This is a genomic window from Amycolatopsis tucumanensis (assembly GCF_021654135.1).
GTDB lineage: Bacteria > Actinomycetota > Actinomycetes > Mycobacteriales > Pseudonocardiaceae > Amycolatopsis_E > Amycolatopsis_E tucumanensis.
The window spans coordinates 51,718-68,523 of sequence record NZ_JAKGSD010000019.1; the positions used below are offsets into that span (position 1 = coordinate 51,718).

General features: G+C 72.0%; 18 protein-coding genes. 6 read left to right on the forward strand and 12 right to left on the reverse strand.

The annotated features are described in order from the left end of the window. Nucleotides 1-358: 358 nt before the first annotated feature. The 7 genes from L2C96_RS19990 to L2C96_RS20020 form a co-directional block, all read right to left on the reverse strand. Nucleotides 359-1,174, reverse strand: coding sequence for a siderophore-interacting protein (locus L2C96_RS19990; RefSeq protein ID WP_237337320.1), 816 nt, complete (start codon nt 1,172-1,174; stop codon nt 359-361). 43 nt (nt 1,175-1,217) lie between these two features. Further along, complete coding sequence (locus L2C96_RS19995; RefSeq protein ID WP_237337321.1) at nt 1,218-2,282, reverse strand: vWA domain-containing protein; 1,065 nt, start codon at nt 2,280-2,282, stop codon at nt 1,218-1,220. A gap of 464 nt (nt 2,283-2,746) precedes the next feature. Next, a complete protein-coding gene (locus tag L2C96_RS20000) occupies nt 2,747-3,616 on the reverse strand; it encodes an AAA family ATPase (RefSeq protein ID WP_237337322.1) in 870 nt (289 codons plus the stop codon). Then, nucleotides 3,606-4,487 (reverse strand): XdhC family protein, encoded by an 882-nt coding sequence (locus L2C96_RS20005; RefSeq protein ID WP_237337323.1) that lies wholly within the window; start codon nt 4,485-4,487, stop codon nt 3,606-3,608. The genes L2C96_RS20000 and L2C96_RS20005 overlap by 11 nt, the downstream gene beginning before the upstream one ends. Then, on the reverse strand, nt 4,487-6,841 hold the full coding sequence (locus L2C96_RS20010; RefSeq protein ID WP_237337376.1) for an aerobic carbon-monoxide dehydrogenase large subunit: 2,355 nt from the start codon (nt 6,839-6,841) through the stop codon (nt 4,487-4,489). Before L2C96_RS20010 ends, L2C96_RS20005 begins: the two co-directional genes overlap by 1 nt. 23 nt (nt 6,842-6,864) lie before the next feature. Then, the gene (locus L2C96_RS20015; RefSeq protein WP_237337324.1) at nt 6,865-7,380 is read right to left on the reverse strand and encodes a (2Fe-2S)-binding protein; all 516 of its coding nucleotides are present in this window, start codon (nt 7,378-7,380) and stop codon (nt 6,865-6,867) included. Between the two features lie 4 nt (nt 7,381-7,384). After that, nucleotides 7,385-8,266: an FAD binding domain-containing protein gene (locus L2C96_RS20020; RefSeq protein WP_237337325.1), complete on the reverse strand. Its 882-nt coding sequence runs from the start codon at nt 8,264-8,266 to the stop codon at nt 7,385-7,387. Nucleotides 8,267-8,381: 115 nt separating this feature from the next. Between L2C96_RS20020 and L2C96_RS20025 the strand changes: the two genes are divergently transcribed. After that, nucleotides 8,382-9,317: a LysR family transcriptional regulator gene (locus tag L2C96_RS20025; protein WP_237337326.1), complete on the forward strand. Its 936-nt coding sequence runs from the start codon at nt 8,382-8,384 to the stop codon at nt 9,315-9,317. Between the two features lie 9 nt (nt 9,318-9,326). Here the strand turns inward: L2C96_RS20025 and L2C96_RS20030 are convergent, their stop codons facing one another. The 3 genes from L2C96_RS20030 to L2C96_RS20040 form a co-directional block, all read right to left on the reverse strand. Next, nucleotides 9,327-10,223: a hypothetical protein gene (locus L2C96_RS20030; RefSeq protein ID WP_237337327.1), complete on the reverse strand. Its 897-nt coding sequence runs from the start codon at nt 10,221-10,223 to the stop codon at nt 9,327-9,329. A 2-nt stretch (nt 10,224-10,225) separates the two neighbouring features. Then, nucleotides 10,226-10,720 carry a SigE family RNA polymerase sigma factor gene (locus tag L2C96_RS20035; RefSeq protein WP_237337328.1) on the reverse strand — a complete coding sequence of 165 codons (495 nt, stop codon included), beginning with the start codon at nt 10,718-10,720 and terminating at the stop codon, nt 10,226-10,228. 80 nt (nt 10,721-10,800) lie between these two features. After that, entirely contained in the window at nt 10,801-11,442 is a 642-nt protein-coding gene (locus L2C96_RS20040) for an FMN-dependent NADH-azoreductase (protein WP_237337329.1), read from the reverse strand. 86 nt (nt 11,443-11,528) lie between these two features. Between L2C96_RS20040 and L2C96_RS20045 the strand changes: the two genes are divergently transcribed. Further along, the gene (locus L2C96_RS20045; protein WP_027935645.1) at nt 11,529-11,999 is read left to right on the forward strand and encodes a MarR family winged helix-turn-helix transcriptional regulator; all 471 of its coding nucleotides are present in this window, start codon (nt 11,529-11,531) and stop codon (nt 11,997-11,999) included. 51 nt (nt 12,000-12,050) lie between these two features. Here the strand turns inward: L2C96_RS20045 and L2C96_RS20050 are convergent, their stop codons facing one another. Further along, nucleotides 12,051-12,512: a GNAT family N-acetyltransferase gene (locus L2C96_RS20050; protein ID WP_237337330.1), complete on the reverse strand. Its 462-nt coding sequence runs from the start codon at nt 12,510-12,512 to the stop codon at nt 12,051-12,053. 135 nt (nt 12,513-12,647) lie between these two features. Then, entirely contained in the window at nt 12,648-13,832 is a 1,185-nt protein-coding gene (hemW, locus tag L2C96_RS20055; RefSeq protein WP_237337377.1) for a radical SAM family heme chaperone HemW, read from the reverse strand. A 158-nt stretch (nt 13,833-13,990) separates the two neighbouring features. On the opposite strand from hemW, the gene L2C96_RS45345 reads away from it, so the two are divergent. The 4 genes from L2C96_RS45345 to L2C96_RS20070 all read left to right on the forward strand — a co-directional run bounded on the left by L2C96_RS45345 (nt 13,991) and on the right by L2C96_RS20070 (nt 16,805). Continuing rightward, nucleotides 13,991-14,062 carry a putative leader peptide gene (locus tag L2C96_RS45345; protein ID WP_354708697.1) on the forward strand — a complete coding sequence of 24 codons (72 nt, stop codon included), beginning with the start codon at nt 13,991-13,993 and terminating at the stop codon, nt 14,060-14,062. A gap of 132 nt (nt 14,063-14,194) precedes the next feature. Continuing rightward, nucleotides 14,195-15,895: a nitrite/sulfite reductase gene (locus L2C96_RS20060; RefSeq protein ID WP_237337331.1), complete on the forward strand. Its 1,701-nt coding sequence runs from the start codon at nt 14,195-14,197 to the stop codon at nt 15,893-15,895. Beyond that, on the forward strand, nt 15,892-16,104 hold the full coding sequence (locus tag L2C96_RS20065; RefSeq protein WP_084506014.1) for a hypothetical protein: 213 nt from the start codon (nt 15,892-15,894) through the stop codon (nt 16,102-16,104). Before L2C96_RS20060 ends, L2C96_RS20065 begins: the two co-directional genes overlap by 4 nt. Continuing rightward, nucleotides 16,101-16,805: a phosphoadenylyl-sulfate reductase gene (locus tag L2C96_RS20070; protein ID WP_020416571.1), complete on the forward strand. Its 705-nt coding sequence runs from the start codon at nt 16,101-16,103 to the stop codon at nt 16,803-16,805. The genes L2C96_RS20065 and L2C96_RS20070 overlap by 4 nt, the downstream gene beginning before the upstream one ends. The last annotated feature ends 1 nt before the right edge of the window (nt 16,806 follow it).

Sequence of the window (16,806 nt, forward strand, 5' to 3'; positions counted from 1 at the left end):
CCCGCGCAGCCCGTCACGAGCGGCCGCCGCAGCCCCGCCACTAGCGGCAGGCGCAGCCCGCCATGAACGGCAGGCACAGCCATCACGAACGGCAAGCGCAGCCCGCCACAAGCAGCCGCCGCAACCCCGCCACAAGCGGCCGGCGCTATCCGCCACGAACGGCAGGCACAGCCATCGCGAACGGTCGGCACAGCTCGCCACAAGCGCCGGGCGCAGCCCCTCACGAACGGTCGGCGCAGCCCATCACGAGCAGCCATCACAGCCCGCCACGAACGGCCGCCGCAGGCCGTCACGAGCGGCCGCCGCAACCCGCCACGAACGGCCGGTGCAGCCCGCCACCAGCGCCCGCCGCTGACCGTCACGAACGGCCGGCGGCCTCCTCGGCGGCGCGCTCCGCGGCCTTCTCCGCCCGCCACTCCTCGTCCGTCTTGCCCCGGCGCCAGTAGCCCGAGATCGACAGCAGGTCCTTGCGCATCCCGCGCTCGCCGAGCAGGTACCGGCGCAGCTCCCGGACGAAACCGGCCTCGCCGTGGACGAAGGCCTGCACCGTGCCCGGCAGGAACTCCAGCGCGCGCACGGCGGCCACCAGGTCGTCCCCGGCGGAACGGTGCAGCCACTGGATCTGCGCGTCCCCCTTGGTGGCGAGCGGCTGTTCCTCCGCCGGGTCCGCCACCTCGACGAACACCCGCACCGGCACGCCGGCCGGCATCATCTCCAGCGCCACCGCGATCGCGGGCAGGGCGCTCTCGTCGCCGACCAGCAGGTGCCAGTCGGCCTCCTCGCCGGGGGCGTAGGCGCCACCGGGGCCGGCCAGCAGCAGCTCGTCCCCCGGCTGGGCGGCCGCCGCCCACGGGCCGCCGAGCCCCTGGTCGCCGTGGTGCACGAAGTCCAGCGCCAGCTCGCCGGCGCGCGGGTCGTAGTAGCGCACGGTGTAGGTCCGCATCACCGGCCACTGCTCGCGTGGCATCTCGGCGCGGATGACGCCCATGTCGAACGGCGTCGGGTACTCCACACCCTCCTGCGGGAACAGCATCTTCACATACGCGTCGGCGAACTCGTTCGGCTGGAAATCGGCCAGCCCTGGCCCACCGGCGACGATGCGGATCATGTGCGGTGTCAGCCGCTGGGTGCGCAGCACCCGCAGCCGGACCGCCGGCCGGGACTTGCCTGCCATACGCCGCTCCTCACTCCCGTTCAGCGTCTGCGGTTAGGCTACCCTAATCCCGCCCGGAGTAACCGGCTATGGCGCTCAGCAGATCTTCGATCGCATCCAGGCGGTGGGCGCTGACGACGGCGTCGCAGTACGGCCACGCCGCCGCCATCCCGCCGGTCGACGGCCGGAACCGCGGGCTGGCCGTGCGCGGGTTGGCCCACACGATCCGGTACGCGAGCCGCGACAACCGGGCCATTTCGCGGCCCAGCCGCTCGGGGCTGCCGGTCTCCCATCCGTCGGACAGGACGACCACCACCGCTCCGCGCGCCATCCCGCGCACGCCATGGGTATCCAGGAACTCGCCGAGTGAATCACCGATCTTCGTGCCGCCCGACCAGTCCGGCGCCTCCCGCCCGGCGTCGGCCAGCGCCGCCGACGGTGCCCGCTGCAGCACCCGGGTCAGCCGCGTGAGACGGGTCGCGAACGTGAACACCTCGGCCCGCGCGCCACCCGCGGCGCACACCAGCAGCTGCAGCAAGGCCCGCGCGTAGGGCTCCATCGACCCCGAGATGTCGCACAGCACGACCAGCTTCCGCGGCTTCTCGCGCGACACCCAGCGCCGCAACCGGACCGGCTCGCCCCCGGTGCGGCGCGCCACGCGCAACGTCTCCCGCAGGTCGGCGCGCCGCCCGCCGGGCGAAACCCGCTTCCGCCGCGACCGCCGCAGCGGGGTCGCCAGCCGGAACTCGCTCATCGCGGCCCGCAGCTGCGCCAGCTCCGCGGGTTCGAGCGTGCCGAAGTCGCGGGTCGCCAGCCGGTCCACCGCGCTGCCCGCGGTGGGCGCCCGCACCTCCCGCGACGGCCCCGTCGATTCCCCAGCGCTGAAGGCCCCGCCGGCGCCGGCCTCGGGCAGGGGGAAGACGGTGACGAACACCCGGGCCAGAACCTGCTCGTCGGCCGGGGACGAGGTGAGGGTTGCTAGCGCGCACAGGTACAGCTCGCGCGTGCGCTGCGGCGACACGAGCATCACCGCCCGGGCGAAGCGCGCGGCCCGATCCGCACCGACCGCAAGGCCGGCCGACCGCAGCCGCTCGCACAGCCGCGCCGCCAGCTCCGCCAGGTCACTCACGCGACACCACCGGCGGGCTCACTCACCGACGACCTCCACGAGACGCGCCACCGCGGAGCCGGCGGGCTCACTCCCTGACCACCTCCACCGGCCGCTCCACCACTGCGCCCGCTGGATCTGGCCGCCGCACCGGCACCGAGGAGAACGCCCCCCGCGGGCCATACCGCCAGGCTGACTCACCAACCACCCCCGCCAGCCGCTCCACCACCGCGCCCGCTGGAAATGGCCGCCGCACCGGCACCGAGGACAACGCCCCCGCAGTCCTCCTCGCACCTCAACACCACGCCAAACCTCCGCACCACCGCAGGCCAGACCGGCAACCTCACTCACCGACAACCTCCACCAGCCGCTCCACCACCGCGGTCCGCTGGATATGGCCGCCGCACCGACACCGAGGAAAACGCCCCGAAGTCCGCCTCGCACCTCAGCACCACGCCGAACCTCCGCACCACCGCGGCCCAGGCTCACTCACCAACCACCTCCACCAGCCGCTCCACTGCCACCGCGCGGTCCTCTTCGTACTTGAGCACCGCGCTCAGCGTCCGCTCCATCGCCGGGCCGTCCACCACCGGCACACCGAGCACCTGCAGCGCCGAGGCCCACGAGATCGCCTCCGCGACCCCCGGCGGCTTGTACAGCCCGAACCCGCGCATCCGCCCCACCGCCCGCGCCACACGCGAGGCGAGCCAGTCCGCCGCGCCCGGCACCCGCAACCGGATGATGGCCGCCACCTGCGCCACCTCCGGGTGCGCGATCCAGTGGTACAGGCACCGCCGCTTGAGGGCGTCGTGCAGTTCGCGGGTCCGGTTGGAGGTCAGCACGACCACCGGCGGCACCACCGCGCGCCGCGTGCCCAGCTCCGGGATCGTCACCGCTGACTCGGCCAGCAGTTCGAGCAGGAACGCCTCGAACTCGTCGTCGGCGCGGTCGACCTCGTCGATCAGCAGCACCGCCGGGCGCGGGCCGGGGTGCGTGATCGCCGCCAGCAGCGGCCGCGCCAGCAGGTAGTCGTCGGCGAAGAGGTCGGCCTCCGCCAGCGACTCGCCCCGTGACTCGGCCAGCCGGATCCCGAGCAGCTGGCGCGGGTAGTTCCACTCGTACAGCGCGTCCGAAGAGGACAGTCCCTCGTAGCACTGCAACCGGATCAGCGGCGTGTCCATGGCCGCCGCCAGCGACTTGGCCGCCTGCGTCTTGCCGACACCGGGCTCGCCCTCCAGCAGGATCGGCTGCCGCATCCGGACCGCGAGGAACAGGGCGGTGGCCAGCGCGTCGTCGGTGAGGTACCCGGCGGCGCCGAGGCGCTCGGCGAGATCGCCGACCGTCTCAGGCGTCACCGGTGTACCTGCCCGGTTCGTCGGCGAACGCGTGACGGCACCCGGCCCCGCAGAAGTAGTACCGCCGCCCGCCGTAGGGCAGCTGCACCGCCTCCGGCGTGATCGCGACGCTCATGCCGCACACCGGGTCGACCGCCTCGGCGGCCACCTCGACGTCCTCGGCCGGGCGCTGCGGCGGGCGCGGGCGGGTCGCGATCAGCTCCGCGTACACCGACACCGCGACCTCGGCCGGCGTCCGCGCCCCGATCGGCAGGCCGGCCGGGGTGTGGATGCGGCCGGGCTCGGGCAGTCCCAGCCGCTCCAGCACCGCAGCACCGCGCTTCTCGCTCGCGATCAGGCCGATGTAGGCCACGTCCGCGCGCACCGCCGCCTCCAGCACGCGTTCCTCGTCCCGGCCGTGCGACGCCACGATCACCGCGAACGTGTCGTCGGACAGCTCGGCGCCCACCCGCGTCTCGTAGCCGAGCACGCGGCCGACCGACGCCAGCGCCCGCGCGATCGGCCCGTCACCGTGGATCGCCACCAACGGCGGCGGCATCTGCGCGTCGAGGAAGATCTCCAGCTCGCCGCCGGACAGGCACGGGTTCCCGACCGTCACCACCCCCTCCTCGACCTGCTCGCCCGCGCCCGGCTGGATCCGCAGCAGCGCCGACTCGCCGGTCAGCAGCAACCGGATCCCCTGCTGTCGCACGGTCGACTCGGCGCAGGACCCGCCGACGAAACCCTCGATGGTCCCGTCGGCGAGCACCAGCGCGCAGTCGCCGGGCTTCGCGCTCGTGGGGCGTTGCGCCCGCACCACCGTCGCCAGCACGAACGGCGTCCGGCCCGCCCGCAGGGACTCCGCGTGCGCCCGCAACTCCTGCCCGTTCATCACGTGATCGCCAAATCTGTCCGGAGTGGACTGTTCTGCGACGCGCGCCACACGGCCGCCGGGGTGAGCGGCATGTCCGCGTGCCGCACCCCGTACGGCTTGAGCGCGTCGAGCACCGCGTTGACCACGGCCGCGGGCGAGCCGACGGTCGCGGACTCGCCGATGCCCTTGGCCCCGATGGGGTGGTGCGGCGACGGGGTCACCGTCTCGCCCAGCTCCCACGACGGGCACTCCACGGCCGTGGGGATCAGGTAGTCCATGAACGACCCGCCGAGGTGGTTGCCGTCCTCGTCGAACGCCATCACCTGCATCAGCGCCATCCCGATGCCCTCGGCCAGCCCGCCGTGCACCTGGCCCTCGACGATCATCGGGTTGATCCGCACGCCGCAGTCGTCGACCGCGACGAACCGGCGCACCTTCACCTGCCCGGTCTCGGGATCGACGTCGACGACGCAGATGTAGGCGCCGAACGGGTAGGTCAGGTTCGGCGGGTTGTAGACGCACGTCGCGTCCAGGTGACCCTCGACGCCGTCGGGCAGTTCCAGGTCGGAGTGCGCGGCCAGCGCGATCTCCTGGATGGTCTTGCCGGAGTCCGGGTCGCCCTGGACGAACCACCGGCCCTTCTCCCACTCCAGGTCGTCCGGGCTCACCTCCAGCATCGCCGAGGCGACGATCTTGGCCCGCTCGCGGACCCGCCGCGCCACCACCGCCGTCGCCCCGCCGGACACCGGCGTCGACCGGGACCCGTAGGTGCCGAGGCCGAACGGCGTCTGGTCGGTGTCGCCGTGCACGACCTCGATGTCGTCCGGCGAGATGCCCAGCTCCTCGGCGACGATCTGCGCGAACGTCGTTTCGTGGCCCTGCCCCTGGCTCTGGCAGGACAGCCGCAGCACGGCCTTGCCGGTCGGGTGCACGCGCAGCTCGGCGCCGTCGGCCATGCCCAGCCCGAGGATGTCCATGTGCTTGCGCGGCCCGGCGCCGACGGCCTCGGTGAAGAAGCTGATGCCGATGCCCATCAGCGGCCCGTCACCGGTCGCCGCGCGCCGCTTCTGCTCCTCCCGCAGTTCCGCGTAGCCGGCGATGTCCATCGCCTGGCTCAGCGCGCGCGGGTAGTCGCCGGAGTCGTACTCCCAGCCGGTCTTGCTGACGTACGGGAACTGCTCCGGCCTGAGCAGGTTGCGCATCCGCAGCTCCGCCGGGTCCATTCCGAGGTCGTAGGCCAGCACGTCGACCAGCCGCTCGACCAGGTAGACCGCTTCGGTGATGCGGAACGAGCACGCGTAGGCGACGCCGCCGGGCGCCTTGTTGGTGTAGACGCCGGTGACCGCGCAGTGCGCCGCCTCGATGTCGTAGGAACCGGTGAAGACGCTGAAGAACCCGGCGGGGAACTTCGTCGGCTGCGCGGTGCCGTTGAACGCGCCGTGGTCGGCGAGCACCTTGACGCGCACCCCGAGGATCTTCCCGTCGCTGGTGGCCGCGATCTCGCCGTGCATGTGGTAGTCGCGGGCGAAGGACGTGCTCATCAGGTTCTCCGAGCGGTCCTCCACCCACTTCACCGGTTTGCCGGTGACGATGGAGCCGACCACCGCGCACACGTAACCCGGGTAGATGCCGACCTTGTTGCCGAACCCGCCGCCGATGTCCGGCGAGATGACCCGGATCTTGTGCTCGGGCAGCCCGGCCACCAGGGCGTACAGCGTGCGGTGCGCGTGCGGCGCCTGCGTGGTCGTCCACACGGTGAGCTTCCCGGTGATCGGGTCCAGGTGCGCCACCGCGCCGCAGGTCTCCATCGGCGCCGGGTGCACCCGCGGGTACAGCATGTCCTGCGCGGACACCACGTCGGCGCGGGCGAACACCTCGTCGGTGCGCGCGGCGTCGCCTGCTTCCCAGTCGAAGATGTGGTTGTCCCGCTTGCCGTCGATGTCGGTGCGGATCACCGGCGCGTCCGGCTCCAGCGCGCGGCGGGCGTCCACGACGGGCGGTAGCGGCTCGTACTCGACGTCGATCAGCTCCAGCGCGTCGCGGGCGGCGTAGTGGTCGTCGGCGACGACGAAGGCGACCTCCTGGCCCTGGAACCGGACCTTGTCGGTGGCCAGCACGGCCTGCACGTCGTGCGAGAGCGTCGGCATCCAGGCGAGGTTCAGCCCCTCCAGTGTCTGGCCGGTGATGACGGCCTTCACCTTCGGGTGCGCCTCGGCCGCGCTCGTGTCGACGGACACGATGCGCGCGTGGGCGTGCGGGCTGCGCAGCACGGCGCCGTGCAGCATCCCGGGCAGGTTCACGTCGTCGACGTACTGCCCGTGACCGCGGATGAACCGGGCGTCCTCCTTGCGGTGCATGCGCCCGAACCCCATCGGGGTGTGGTTCTCGGTGGTGGTCACGCGGACACCTCCGCACTGTCCACAGTGCTCTCCTCGGGGACCGCCGCGGCAGCGGTGTCGTGCTCGGCGGCCCACCGGATGGACTTGACGATGTTCTCGTAGCCGGTGCACCGGCACAGCTGGCCGGAAATCGCCTCGCGGATGTCCTCTTCGGACGGATCGGGATGGTGGTCGAGCAGCCAGCGCGCGGTCAGCATCATGCCCGGCGTGCAGAACCCGCACTGCAGGCCGTGGCATTCGGTGAAGCCCTGCTGCACCGGGTCCAGCCCGGCGGAGTCGCCGAGCCCCTCGACGGTGCGCACGCGGCGGCCGTCGGCCATCACCGCGAGGACCGTACACGACTTGACCGGCGCCTCGTCCAGCCACACCACGCACGCGCCGCAGTTGGACGTGTCGCAACCCCAGTGCGTGCCGGTCAGGCCCAGCTCGTCGCGCAGGAAGTGCACGAGCAGCAGGCGGGGTTCGACGTCCCGCGTGTGCTGCTGCCCGTTGACGGTGACCGTGATCTCCATGTGTTCAGGCCTCCTGGCGGTGGTTGCCGTGCCAACGGGTGCGGGCCCGGTGCAGCGCGCGGACAGTGAGGACCTCCGCGAGGTGCCGCTTGTAGTCGACGGGCCCGCGCTGGTCCGGAACCGGTTCGCAGTGCCGCGCGGCGATCCGGCCCGCCTCGGCGAAGCGCTCGTCCACCGCCGGTCCGCCGAGCAGGTACTCCTCGGCCTCCGGCGCGTGGAAGTTCGGCGCCCCGAGCGCGGTGAGCCCGATGCCGACCGAAACCAGTTGCGTGCCTTCGATCCGCAGCTCGGCGCCGGCCGCGGCGACCGCCCAGTCCCCCGCCCTGCGTTCGACCTTTTCGTAGGCCGACGCGGACGAGGAGATCGGCACGCGCAGCTGCACGAGCATTTCGTTGTCCCCCACCACGGTCTGGTAAGGACCGGTGAAGAACTCACGGACCGGCACGACCCGGCGCCCGCCGGGCCCCTCGATCACCGCCTCGCCGCGCACCGCGGCGAACGCGGCGGACAGGTCCTCGGACGGATCGGCCTGGCACAGCGAACCGCCGACCGTTCCGCGGTTGCGCACCACGGGATCGGCGATCACCCGCTCGGCGTCGTGGAAGATCGGGAAGTGCTCCCCCACGACCGCCGAGGACAGCAGATCGGCGTGACGCACCATGGCGCCGACGCACAAAGTGCCGTCCTCGACGCTGATCCGGGCCAATTCGGACAGGTCGTTGATGTCGATGAGCGCCTGCGGCTGGGCCAGGCGCAGCTTCATCATCGGGATGAGACTGTGCCCGCCTGCCACGATCCGGCTCTCCGGACCGAACTTCGTCAGCAGACTCAGTGCGTGGGCCACGCTCGTGGCTCGTTCGTACTGGAACTGCGCAGGTACTTGCATGCGCCCTCCCCGGGCATGGATTTTCGGCACAGGGTGCACCCGGTGGGGGAAACCGACAATGGCCGATTAAGGGATCACTTATGTAGGCTGTTCAAGTGATTCGGACCGGTGTGAGATGACGCTCGGTCAGCTGAGCGCCTTCGTCCTCGTGGCCCGGCTCGGCTCGGTGACCGACGCGGCCCGGACCCTCGGTGTCAGCGAACCCGCGGTGTCGCAGGCGCTCGCCGCGCTGCGGCAGCACCACGGTGACAAGCTGATCGTGCGCACTGCCAACGGAATGACGCTGACGCCGGGCGGCAGCCGCCTGCTGCCGATCGCCACACAGATGGTAGCCCTCGGGGCGGATGCCGATGCCGCCGTTCGGGAGGCCAATGGCGTAGCCGAACGGATGCACGTCGTGGTCACGAGCACGATCGCGGAGTTCGTCGCGGATCCGTTGCTCGAAGCGTTCATGCGCCGAACGGGCCAGTCGGTGGACGCGTCGGCGGGGCTGGCCCAGGTGGCGGAGATGCCGGTGCTGGTCACGAACCGGCTCGCCGACGCCGCGCTCGGGCCGCGCCTGGACGGCGACGTGGAGAGCGAGCCGGTGTTCCGGTGCAACATCGTCGCCGTTGCGGCGCCTGGGTTCCGGCCTCGCGGCGGCCCGGCGCAGTGGCCGTGGCTGGTGGACCCGTCGGGCGCGGACCCGGGCAGCGGGACGGCACAACTGTTGCGCCGCATGGCCGTTCCGGAATCGGCCATCCGCGTCTTCCCCAACCAGACGGCGGCGTGGTCGGCGGCGGCCAACGGCAGCGGGGTGTCGCTGGCCTTCGAGCACCTGGTGGCGCCGCAGCGGCGCAGGCACGAACTGGTCGTGCTGCCGACGCCGGTCACCCCGCGGACGGAGTACTGGCACCTGACCACGTTGCCGCACAACCGGTGTTCCACCGCGGCGAACTCGTTGCGGCACTTCCTGGGCACCCCGGCGGCGATGCAGGTGATGCGCGCACCCGGCGCCGGGGTGCCGCCGTCCCGCTTCCGGCCACCGGTCTACGTGACCATCTGGAGCTGACGGCCCCGGTCACCCGGCGACCGCGGACGCCGCGATCGCCTCCACCACCGCCTGCTCCCCCTGCTCGGTGTCGACCATCAGAACCTTGCCGCCGTCGAGGATGCGGCGCACCGTCTTGACCCCCACCATCGGGGCAGGCACATCGGTCGTCGTCGTGGCCCTGGTCGTGGTGGGAGGCACGGGGCCGTTCACGGAGACGCTGTAGCACCGCCCGTCCGACCGGGCCGGAGACTGCGCCGGCACCTCGGGCGGGCACAGCGTCAGGTACTCGTACCGCGCGTCACCGCTCCACTGGCGGACGGTCAGCCCGGCCGGCGCGCGCAGGCTGCGCAGCATCGAGTGCACCGGCGTCGGCACGAGGCGGACCGACCGCGCGATCTGCAGCATGTTGATGTCCGGGATCTGCCAGGCCTTGGTCAGCACCGAGACCACCCGGTCCGGCGCGATGCGGACCTTCGCCTGCGATCCCCCGCCCGCCAGATCCGTCACGATGCCCGACTCCCCGACGTCGGCGTCCGGGAAGTCGCCGACGCTGATCTCCAGGTAGTTGCCGTAGTAGCCGTTGTACCGGCCGCTCGCGGCGCTGCCGGAGACGGTCCAGCTGCTCAGCTCGAACCCGGACGGCAGCTCGCCGACCGTGAACGGCAACGCGGGCGCGGGCACCGGGAGGTCGGTCGCCCCCGCGGCGGCCTCGATCGACTCGGGTTCGTTCGAGGGGCGCAGCACGGTCATCCCGGCGCCGACCCCGGCGATCACCACCGCCACCGCGGCCGCCGCGCCGGCGATCCGCCGCTGGGCGCGCCTGCGCCGGATCCGGCCGTGCGCCCCGGCGAGCACCGCGTCCGGATCAGGAGCGAGCGCCTCCCGGGTCTTCAGCGCTTCCCGCAGATTCCGCATTTCGGACATGGTCAGGCCACCTCCATCTCGGCGCCCAGGCGGACCCGCAGCACGGACAGGCCGCGGGAGATGTGACTGCGCACGGTACCCACCGCGCAGCCGAGTACCGACGCGATCTCTTCGTCGTCGCGGTCCTCGTAGAACCGGAGCACGATGGCGGCCTGCTGCGACCGGCTCAGCCCCGACAGCAGTTCCTTCAGCTGCGCGCCGTCGGCGATCCGGCCGGCCGGGTCGGCGGTGTGCGGCTCGCGGAACCACGTCGGGTCCGCGACCGACCGCACCGCGCGCTGGTACCAGCGGCGCCGCCACGACAGGTGCCCGTTGACGACCATCTTCCGCAGGTACAGGTCGGGCCGGTCGGTCTCGGCGACCCGGGCCCACTTCTCGTGGGCCCGCACCAGCGCCTCCTGCACGAGGTCCTGGGCCAGGTCCGGATCCCCGGTCAGGACCGCCGCGAACCGCACCAGCCCCGGCAGCTGCTCGCGGGCGAAATCGTCGAAGTGCACGAAGAGCAGATGCTCGCACCACGGGTGGCGGTTGCAGCCGGACCGCACTTTTCCCGGAAAGTGCGGTCCGGGTCACACGATCAGGCCGCGGCGGGCACCCACAGGGCGTCGATCTCCTTCTCCGCGGTGGCGAGGCTCTGCTCGAACAGCGGGATCAGGTCGGCCATGGCCGGGTTCTGCGGCGCGAGGGTCAGCTCGGCGGTGATCACGCGCGGTTCGAGACCGGTCAGGGACAGCCCGTGCGGCAGCCACGGCTCGGCGTGGTCCCAGCCCTCGCGCGGGGTGCCCGGGCCGTAGCCGCCGCCCCGGCTGGCCAGCACGATCAACTCCCGGTCGCCGAGCAGCCCCCGCGCGGTCTCCGGGTCGAACGCCAGGCCGGGGACGATCAGGTGGTCGACCCACGCCTTCACCTCGCTCGGCGGGCCGTAGTTGTACAGCGGCAGGCCCAGCAGCACGGTGTCGGCCGCCTTGATCTCGCCGATCAGCTCCTCCATGCGCGCCCAGGCCGCGGCCTGGGCGTCGGTGTGCTGCGCCGGCGGCACCATGCGGGCCGTGTTGCCTGCTTCGCCGAGGTGCGGAACCGGGTTCCGGGCGAGGTCCCGGTAGGTGACGGTGCCCTCGGGGTGCGCGGCGCGCCAGGCCTCCGCCGCACGAGCGGTCAGCTTTCGGCTGACGGACTCCTCGCCGCGGATGCTCGAGTCGATGTGCAGTAGGTGCGCCATAGGTGGTTTGCCCTTCAATATTGATTGGTGTTACGCAAATTATCTATAGCACACCGATAGCCGCTTCGGTTGGGTAAAGTGACGAGGTGGCCTCCCTGCCGGTTGTGAACCAGCCCGCGCACCGGGTCGGCGCGTTGATCGACCACCTGGCGCGCCGGCTGCGGCTGCGCTCGGAAACCGTGCTGGAACCGCTGGGTCTGCGGCCGCGGCACCTGCTGGCCCTGACCCTGGTGCGCGACCGGGACGGGATCTCGCAGCAGACGCTGGCGAGCACGCTGGAAATGGACGGGACGAACGTCGTCGGCCTGCTCAACGACCTGGAGCGCGAGCAGCTGGTCGAGCGGCGGCGGTCGCCGGAGGACCGCAGGCGGCACACGGTCTCGCTGACGGAGGCGGGGGCGAAGACGCTGGCCAAGGCGGAGTTCGCGCTGGCCGCCGTGGAGGACGAAGTGTTCTGCGCACTCGACGGAGACCAGCGCGAGACCCTGTACCGGCTGCTGCAGACCGCGAGCAACGGCGAGCAGCCCATCTGCACCGAGACGATTCCCGACTGCTGACCCACCCGCCGCGACGGCCCGCGCGAGCTGCTCGCGCGGGCCGCCCGGTCGCTACGACCGGCTGAAGCGGAGCACCTCACCCTCGTCGGCGACGAGCGTGAAGCCGGACGCTTCCAGCACCCGCACCGAGGCCGGGTTGGCGCGCTCCACCTGGGCGGACACGCTCCGCACCTCGGGCGAGGTGAGCGCGAACCCGGTCAGCGCGACGGTGGCCTCCGCGGCGTACCGGCGTCCGCGGCGGCTCGGCACGATGCCGTAGCCGATCTCCACGACGCCGTCCTCGGGCGGCCAGAACAGCCCGATCGAACCCACGACGAGCCGGGTGGCGCGCTCGACGACCAGGTGGTGCCCGAACGCGGCGAGCCAGTCCGGGCGCTCGGCGAGCAGCCCGGCGATCACGACGTCGCCCTCGGCGGGGAAATCGCCCGCCCAGTCCGGGCGGCGATCACCGGCTCGGACGGCGGCGGCCTCCGCTCCGGTCCACGGGCGCAGCAGAAGACGATCAGTGGTCAAGAACAAGGAGAACTCCTGGTGAGAGAAAACGGGCAGGCGAAGGACGGCCGCTGACAGCCATATTCCTCGACCTCCCGAAGTCACCAGGTGCCGCGAAAGCTAGCAGCGCCGGGATGATCTCCGCGAGCGAAATATTCAGGGAGCGAGCCGCCGCACGAGCCCGTCGGCCAGCAGGCGCCCCCGGAAGGTCAGCACGCACCGCTGCTTCCCGGCGAACGCGGCGGCGTCCAGCAGCCCCTCGGCGACCGCGGCCTCGGCCTCCCGCGCCCCGTCGGCGGTCAGCGCGGACACCGGCAGCCCCTCGGCGAGCCGCAGCTCCAGCATGATCCGCTCGAAGGCCTGCTCCTCGGGCGTGAGCACTTCTCGATCGGCCTCGGCCGAACCGCCGGAAGCCAGCGCCGCGGCGTAGCGCGCCGGGTGCTTCACGTTCCACCACCGCACCCCGCCGACGTGGCTGTGCGCCCCCGGCCCCGCGCCCCACCAGTCGCCGCCGCGCCAGTAGCCCAGGTTGTGCCGGCACGCGGCCGCCTCCGAGGCCGCCCAGTTCGACACCTCGTACCAGCCCAGCCCGGCCGCCGACAGCACCGAGTCGATCAGCTCGTAGTCCGCCGCCAGCACGTCCTCGTCCGGCGCGGGCAGCTCACCGCGCCGCACCCGCCGGGCCAGCGCCGTGCCGTCCTCGACGATCAGCGAGTACGCCGACACGTGGTCGACCCCGGCCTCCAGCACGGCGTCGAGCGAGGCACGCAGGTCCGCGGTCCGCTCTCCCGGCGTGCCGTAGATGACGTCGAGGTTCACGTGCTCGAACCCCGCGGCCCTCGCCTCCTTCGCGGCGGCCACCGGGCGGCCCGGCGTGTGCGTGCGGTCCAGGATCTTCAGCACGTGCGAGGCCGCCGACTGCATCCCCAGCGAGATCCGCGTGTACCCGGCCTCGCGAAGCCCGGAAAAGAACTCCGGCGACGTCGACTCCGGGTTGGACTCCGTGGTCACCTCGGCCCCGGGCGCCAGCCCGAAGGAGTCGCGCACCGCGTCCAGCACATCGGCCAGTCCGGAGGCGCCCAGCAGCGACGGGGTGCCGCCGCCGACGAACACCGTCTCGGCCGCCGGCGCGTTGCCCAGCGCCCGCGCGCCCAGGTCCAGCTCGCGCCGCAACCCCTCCAGCCACGACTCGGGCGACGCGCTCGTGCCCAGCTCACCGGCGGTGTAGGTGTTGAAGTCGCAGTAGCCGCAGCGCGTCGCGCAGAAGGGCACGTGCACGTACACGCCGAAGGGCCGCGTCCCCAGCCCGGCCAGCGCGTGCTCCGGCAGTGCGAACGCCACCGGGGCGGAAGTATCACTCACGCTTCCCAGTGTCCCTGATCCAACTCGCGCGCCAGTCTGCCGGAGATTTTTTCAGCGTGATGCGTATCCCAGCATGCGGAGCGGGCTGGACCACATCGTGAGCAGCGTGGCACGCTGATCCCGTGACTTATGCCGGAGTGCTCCTCGTGGTGCGTCGCCACGTCGACTTCCGGCGTGTCGCCAGCGCCCTGTGCCGCGAAACGAACTGACGCCGCCACCGCCACCCAGCTAGGACCAGCGGGCGCCGTCACGCCGCGGACTGCCAAACCCCCACCACGGGCTTTGACCAGGGCATTTCCGTGCGCGCGGCGCCTTCGCGAGAGCCCCGGAAGGACTCGAACATGGCTTCGCCGACGCGCGACAACCCTGCCGCCGCCCGAACCCCGCGCGCCCGGCAGCGTCGTGGTGAGGGCCAGTGGGCCCTCGGCTACCGGGAGCCGCTGAACCCGAACGAGCGCTCGAAGAAGGACGACCACCCGCTCAACGTTCGATCGCGGATCGAAAACATCTACGCGCGTGGCGGCTTCGACTCGATCGATCCGGGCGACCTCCGTGGCCGGTTCCGCTGGTACGGCCTCTACACCCAGCGCAAGCCCGGGATCGACGGCGGCCGCACCGCGACGCTGGAGCCGGAGGAGCTGGACGACGAGTACTTCATGCTCCGCGTCCGCATCGACGGTGGCGCGCTGACCACCGAGCAGCTCGCGGTCATCGGCGAGATCTCGCAGACCTACGCGCGCGACAGCGCGGACATCACCGACCGGCAGAACGTCCAGTACCACTGGATCCGGATCGAGGACATGCCGACGATCTGGGAGAAGCTGGAGGGCGCCGGCCTGACCACCATGACCGCGTGCGGCGACAGCCCGCGCGTCATGCTCGGCTCCCCGGTCGCCGGGATCGCCGAGGACGAGATCATCGACGGCACCCCGGCGCTCGACGAGATCAAGCGCCGCTACCTGGGCAAGCCGGAGTACGCGAACCTGCCGCGCAAGTTCAAGACCGCGGTGTCCGGCCTGCCGGACGTGGCCCACGAGATCCACGACGTCGCGTTCGTCGGCGTGCGCCACCCCGAGCACGGCCCCGGCTTCGACGTGCAGGTCGGCGGCGGCCTGTCCACCAACCCGATGATCGCCCAGCGGCTGGGCGCCTGGGTGCCGCTCGACGAGGTGCCCGAGGTCTGGGAAGGCGTCATCAGCATCTTCCGCGACTACGGCTACCGCCGCCTGCGCTCGCGCGCGCGACTGAAGTTCCTGGTCAAGGACTGGGGTGCGGAGAAGTTCCGCCAGGTGCTGGAGGACGAGTACCTGAAGCGCAAGCTGATCGACGGCCCCGCGCCGGAGGCGCCCGCCGTGCAGCACGACCACGTCGGCGTGCACCGGCAGAAGGACGGCAAGTTCTACGTCGGCGCCGCGCCGATCGGCGGCCGGGTGTCCGGCTCGACGCTGATCAAGGTCGCGAAGGCGGCCGAGTGCGCCGGCTCGAACCGGGTGCGGCTCACCCCGCTGCAGAAGCTGCTGGTGCTCGACGTCGCCGAGGAGGACGTGCCCGGCCTGCAGGCGGAGTTGGCCGAGCTGGGCCTGCCCACCGACCCGAGCCCGTGGCGGCGCGGCGTGATGGCCTGCACCGGCATCGAGTTCTGCAAGCTCGCGATCGTCGAGACCAAGCAGCGCGCCAAGGACCTGGTGACCGCGCTCGAGGAGCGGCTGGCCGACATCCAGGACCAGGTGGAGAACCCGGTCACGGTGCACATCAACGGCTGCCCGAACTCGTGCGCCCGCATCCAGACCGCGGACATCGGTCTCAAGGGCCAGATCGTGACCGACGACGACGGCAACCAGGTCGAGGGCTTCCAGGTGCACCTGGGCGGCGGACTGGGCCTGGACGCCGGGTTCGGCCGGAAGCTGCGCGGCCACAAGGTGACCGGCGACGAGCTGATCGGCTACGTCGAGCGGGTCGTGCGCAACTACCTGGGCCAGCGGGAAGAGGGCGAGCGCTTCCCGCAGTGGGTGGCCCGGGCCGACGAGGCCGATCTCCGATGACGGCACAGGAACGAGCGACGCCGTTCCACTGCCCGTACTGCGGGGACGAGGACCTCCGTCCTCAGGAAGACGCAGCGGCGCGCAGCGCCACCGTTGAGGGTGGCGGTGGGCGACGGGAGGGCGACGGAGCCTGGCTTTGCGGCGCGTGCCGCCGCGTCTTCACCGTCAAGTTCATCGGGCTGCGCTTTCCGGAAGGAGCGAGCAAGTGACCACCGCGACGAGGACCGAAGAACTGAAGGCACTGGCGGAGAAGGCGTCCGCCGAACTGGCCGACGCGACCGCGCTGGAGGCCCTGCGCTGGACCGCGGAGACCTTCGGCGACGACTTCATCGTCGCCTCCAACATGCAGGACGCGGTGCTCATCGACCTCGCCACCAAGGTGAAGTCCGATGTGGACATCCTGTTCCTGGAGACCGGCTACCACTTCGCGGAGACGATCGGCACCAGGGACGCGGTCGCGACCGTGTACCCGGACGTGAAGATCGTCAACGCGGCCGCCGAGCAGACCGTGGCGCAGCAGGACGCCGAGTACGGCCCCAAGCTGCACGAGCGGGACCCGAACCTGTGCTGCCACCTGCGCAAGGTGGTGCCGCTGCGCAAGACGCTGTCGAACTACTCCGCGTGGGTCACCGGCGTGCGCCGCGTGGACGCCCCGACGCGGGCGAACACCCCGATCGTCACCTGGGACGACCGCAACGGCCTCGTCAAGGTCAACCCGATCGCGCCGTGGACCGACGACGAGTTCAACGCCTACATCGACGAGCACGGCATCCTGCAGAACCCGCTGGTCGGCGAGGGCTACCTGTCGATCGGCTGCGCGCCGTGCACCGCGAAGGTGGCGCCGGGCGCCGATCCGCGCAGCGGCCGCTGGGCAGGCAAGTCCAAGACCGAGTGCGGCCTGCACGCGTAGG

Bases quoted from the DNA above. Each gene is read 5' to 3' on its own strand.
- L2C96_RS19990 (WP_237337320.1), bottom strand. From the start codon at position 1,174: ATGGCAGGCAAGTCCCGGCCGGCGGTCCGGCTGCGGGTGCTGCGCACC.
- L2C96_RS20005 (WP_237337323.1), bottom strand. From the start codon at position 4,487: ATGAACGGGCAGGAGTTGCGGGCGCACGCGGAGTCCCTGCGGGCGGGC.
- L2C96_RS20010 (WP_237337376.1), bottom strand. From the start codon at position 6,841: ATGGGGTTCGGGCGCATGCACCGCAAGGAGGACGCCCGGTTCATCCGC.
- L2C96_RS20015 (WP_237337324.1), bottom strand. From the start codon at position 7,380: ATGGAGATCACGGTCACCGTCAACGGGCAGCAGCACACGCGGGACGTC.
- L2C96_RS20020 (WP_237337325.1), bottom strand. From the start codon at position 8,266: ATGCAAGTACCTGCGCAGTTCCAGTACGAACGAGCCACGAGCGTGGCC.
- L2C96_RS20025 (WP_237337326.1), top strand. From the start codon at position 8,382: ATGACGCTCGGTCAGCTGAGCGCCTTCGTCCTCGTGGCCCGGCTCGGC.
- L2C96_RS20030 (WP_237337327.1), bottom strand. From the start codon at position 10,223: ATGTCCGAAATGCGGAATCTGCGGGAAGCGCTGAAGACCCGGGAGGCG.
- L2C96_RS20040 (WP_237337329.1), bottom strand. From the start codon at position 11,442: ATGGCGCACCTACTGCACATCGACTCGAGCATCCGCGGCGAGGAGTCC.
- L2C96_RS20060 (WP_237337331.1), top strand. From the start codon at position 14,195: ATGGCTTCGCCGACGCGCGACAACCCTGCCGCCGCCCGAACCCCGCGC.
- L2C96_RS20065 (WP_084506014.1), top strand. From the start codon at position 15,892: ATGACGGCACAGGAACGAGCGACGCCGTTCCACTGCCCGTACTGCGGG.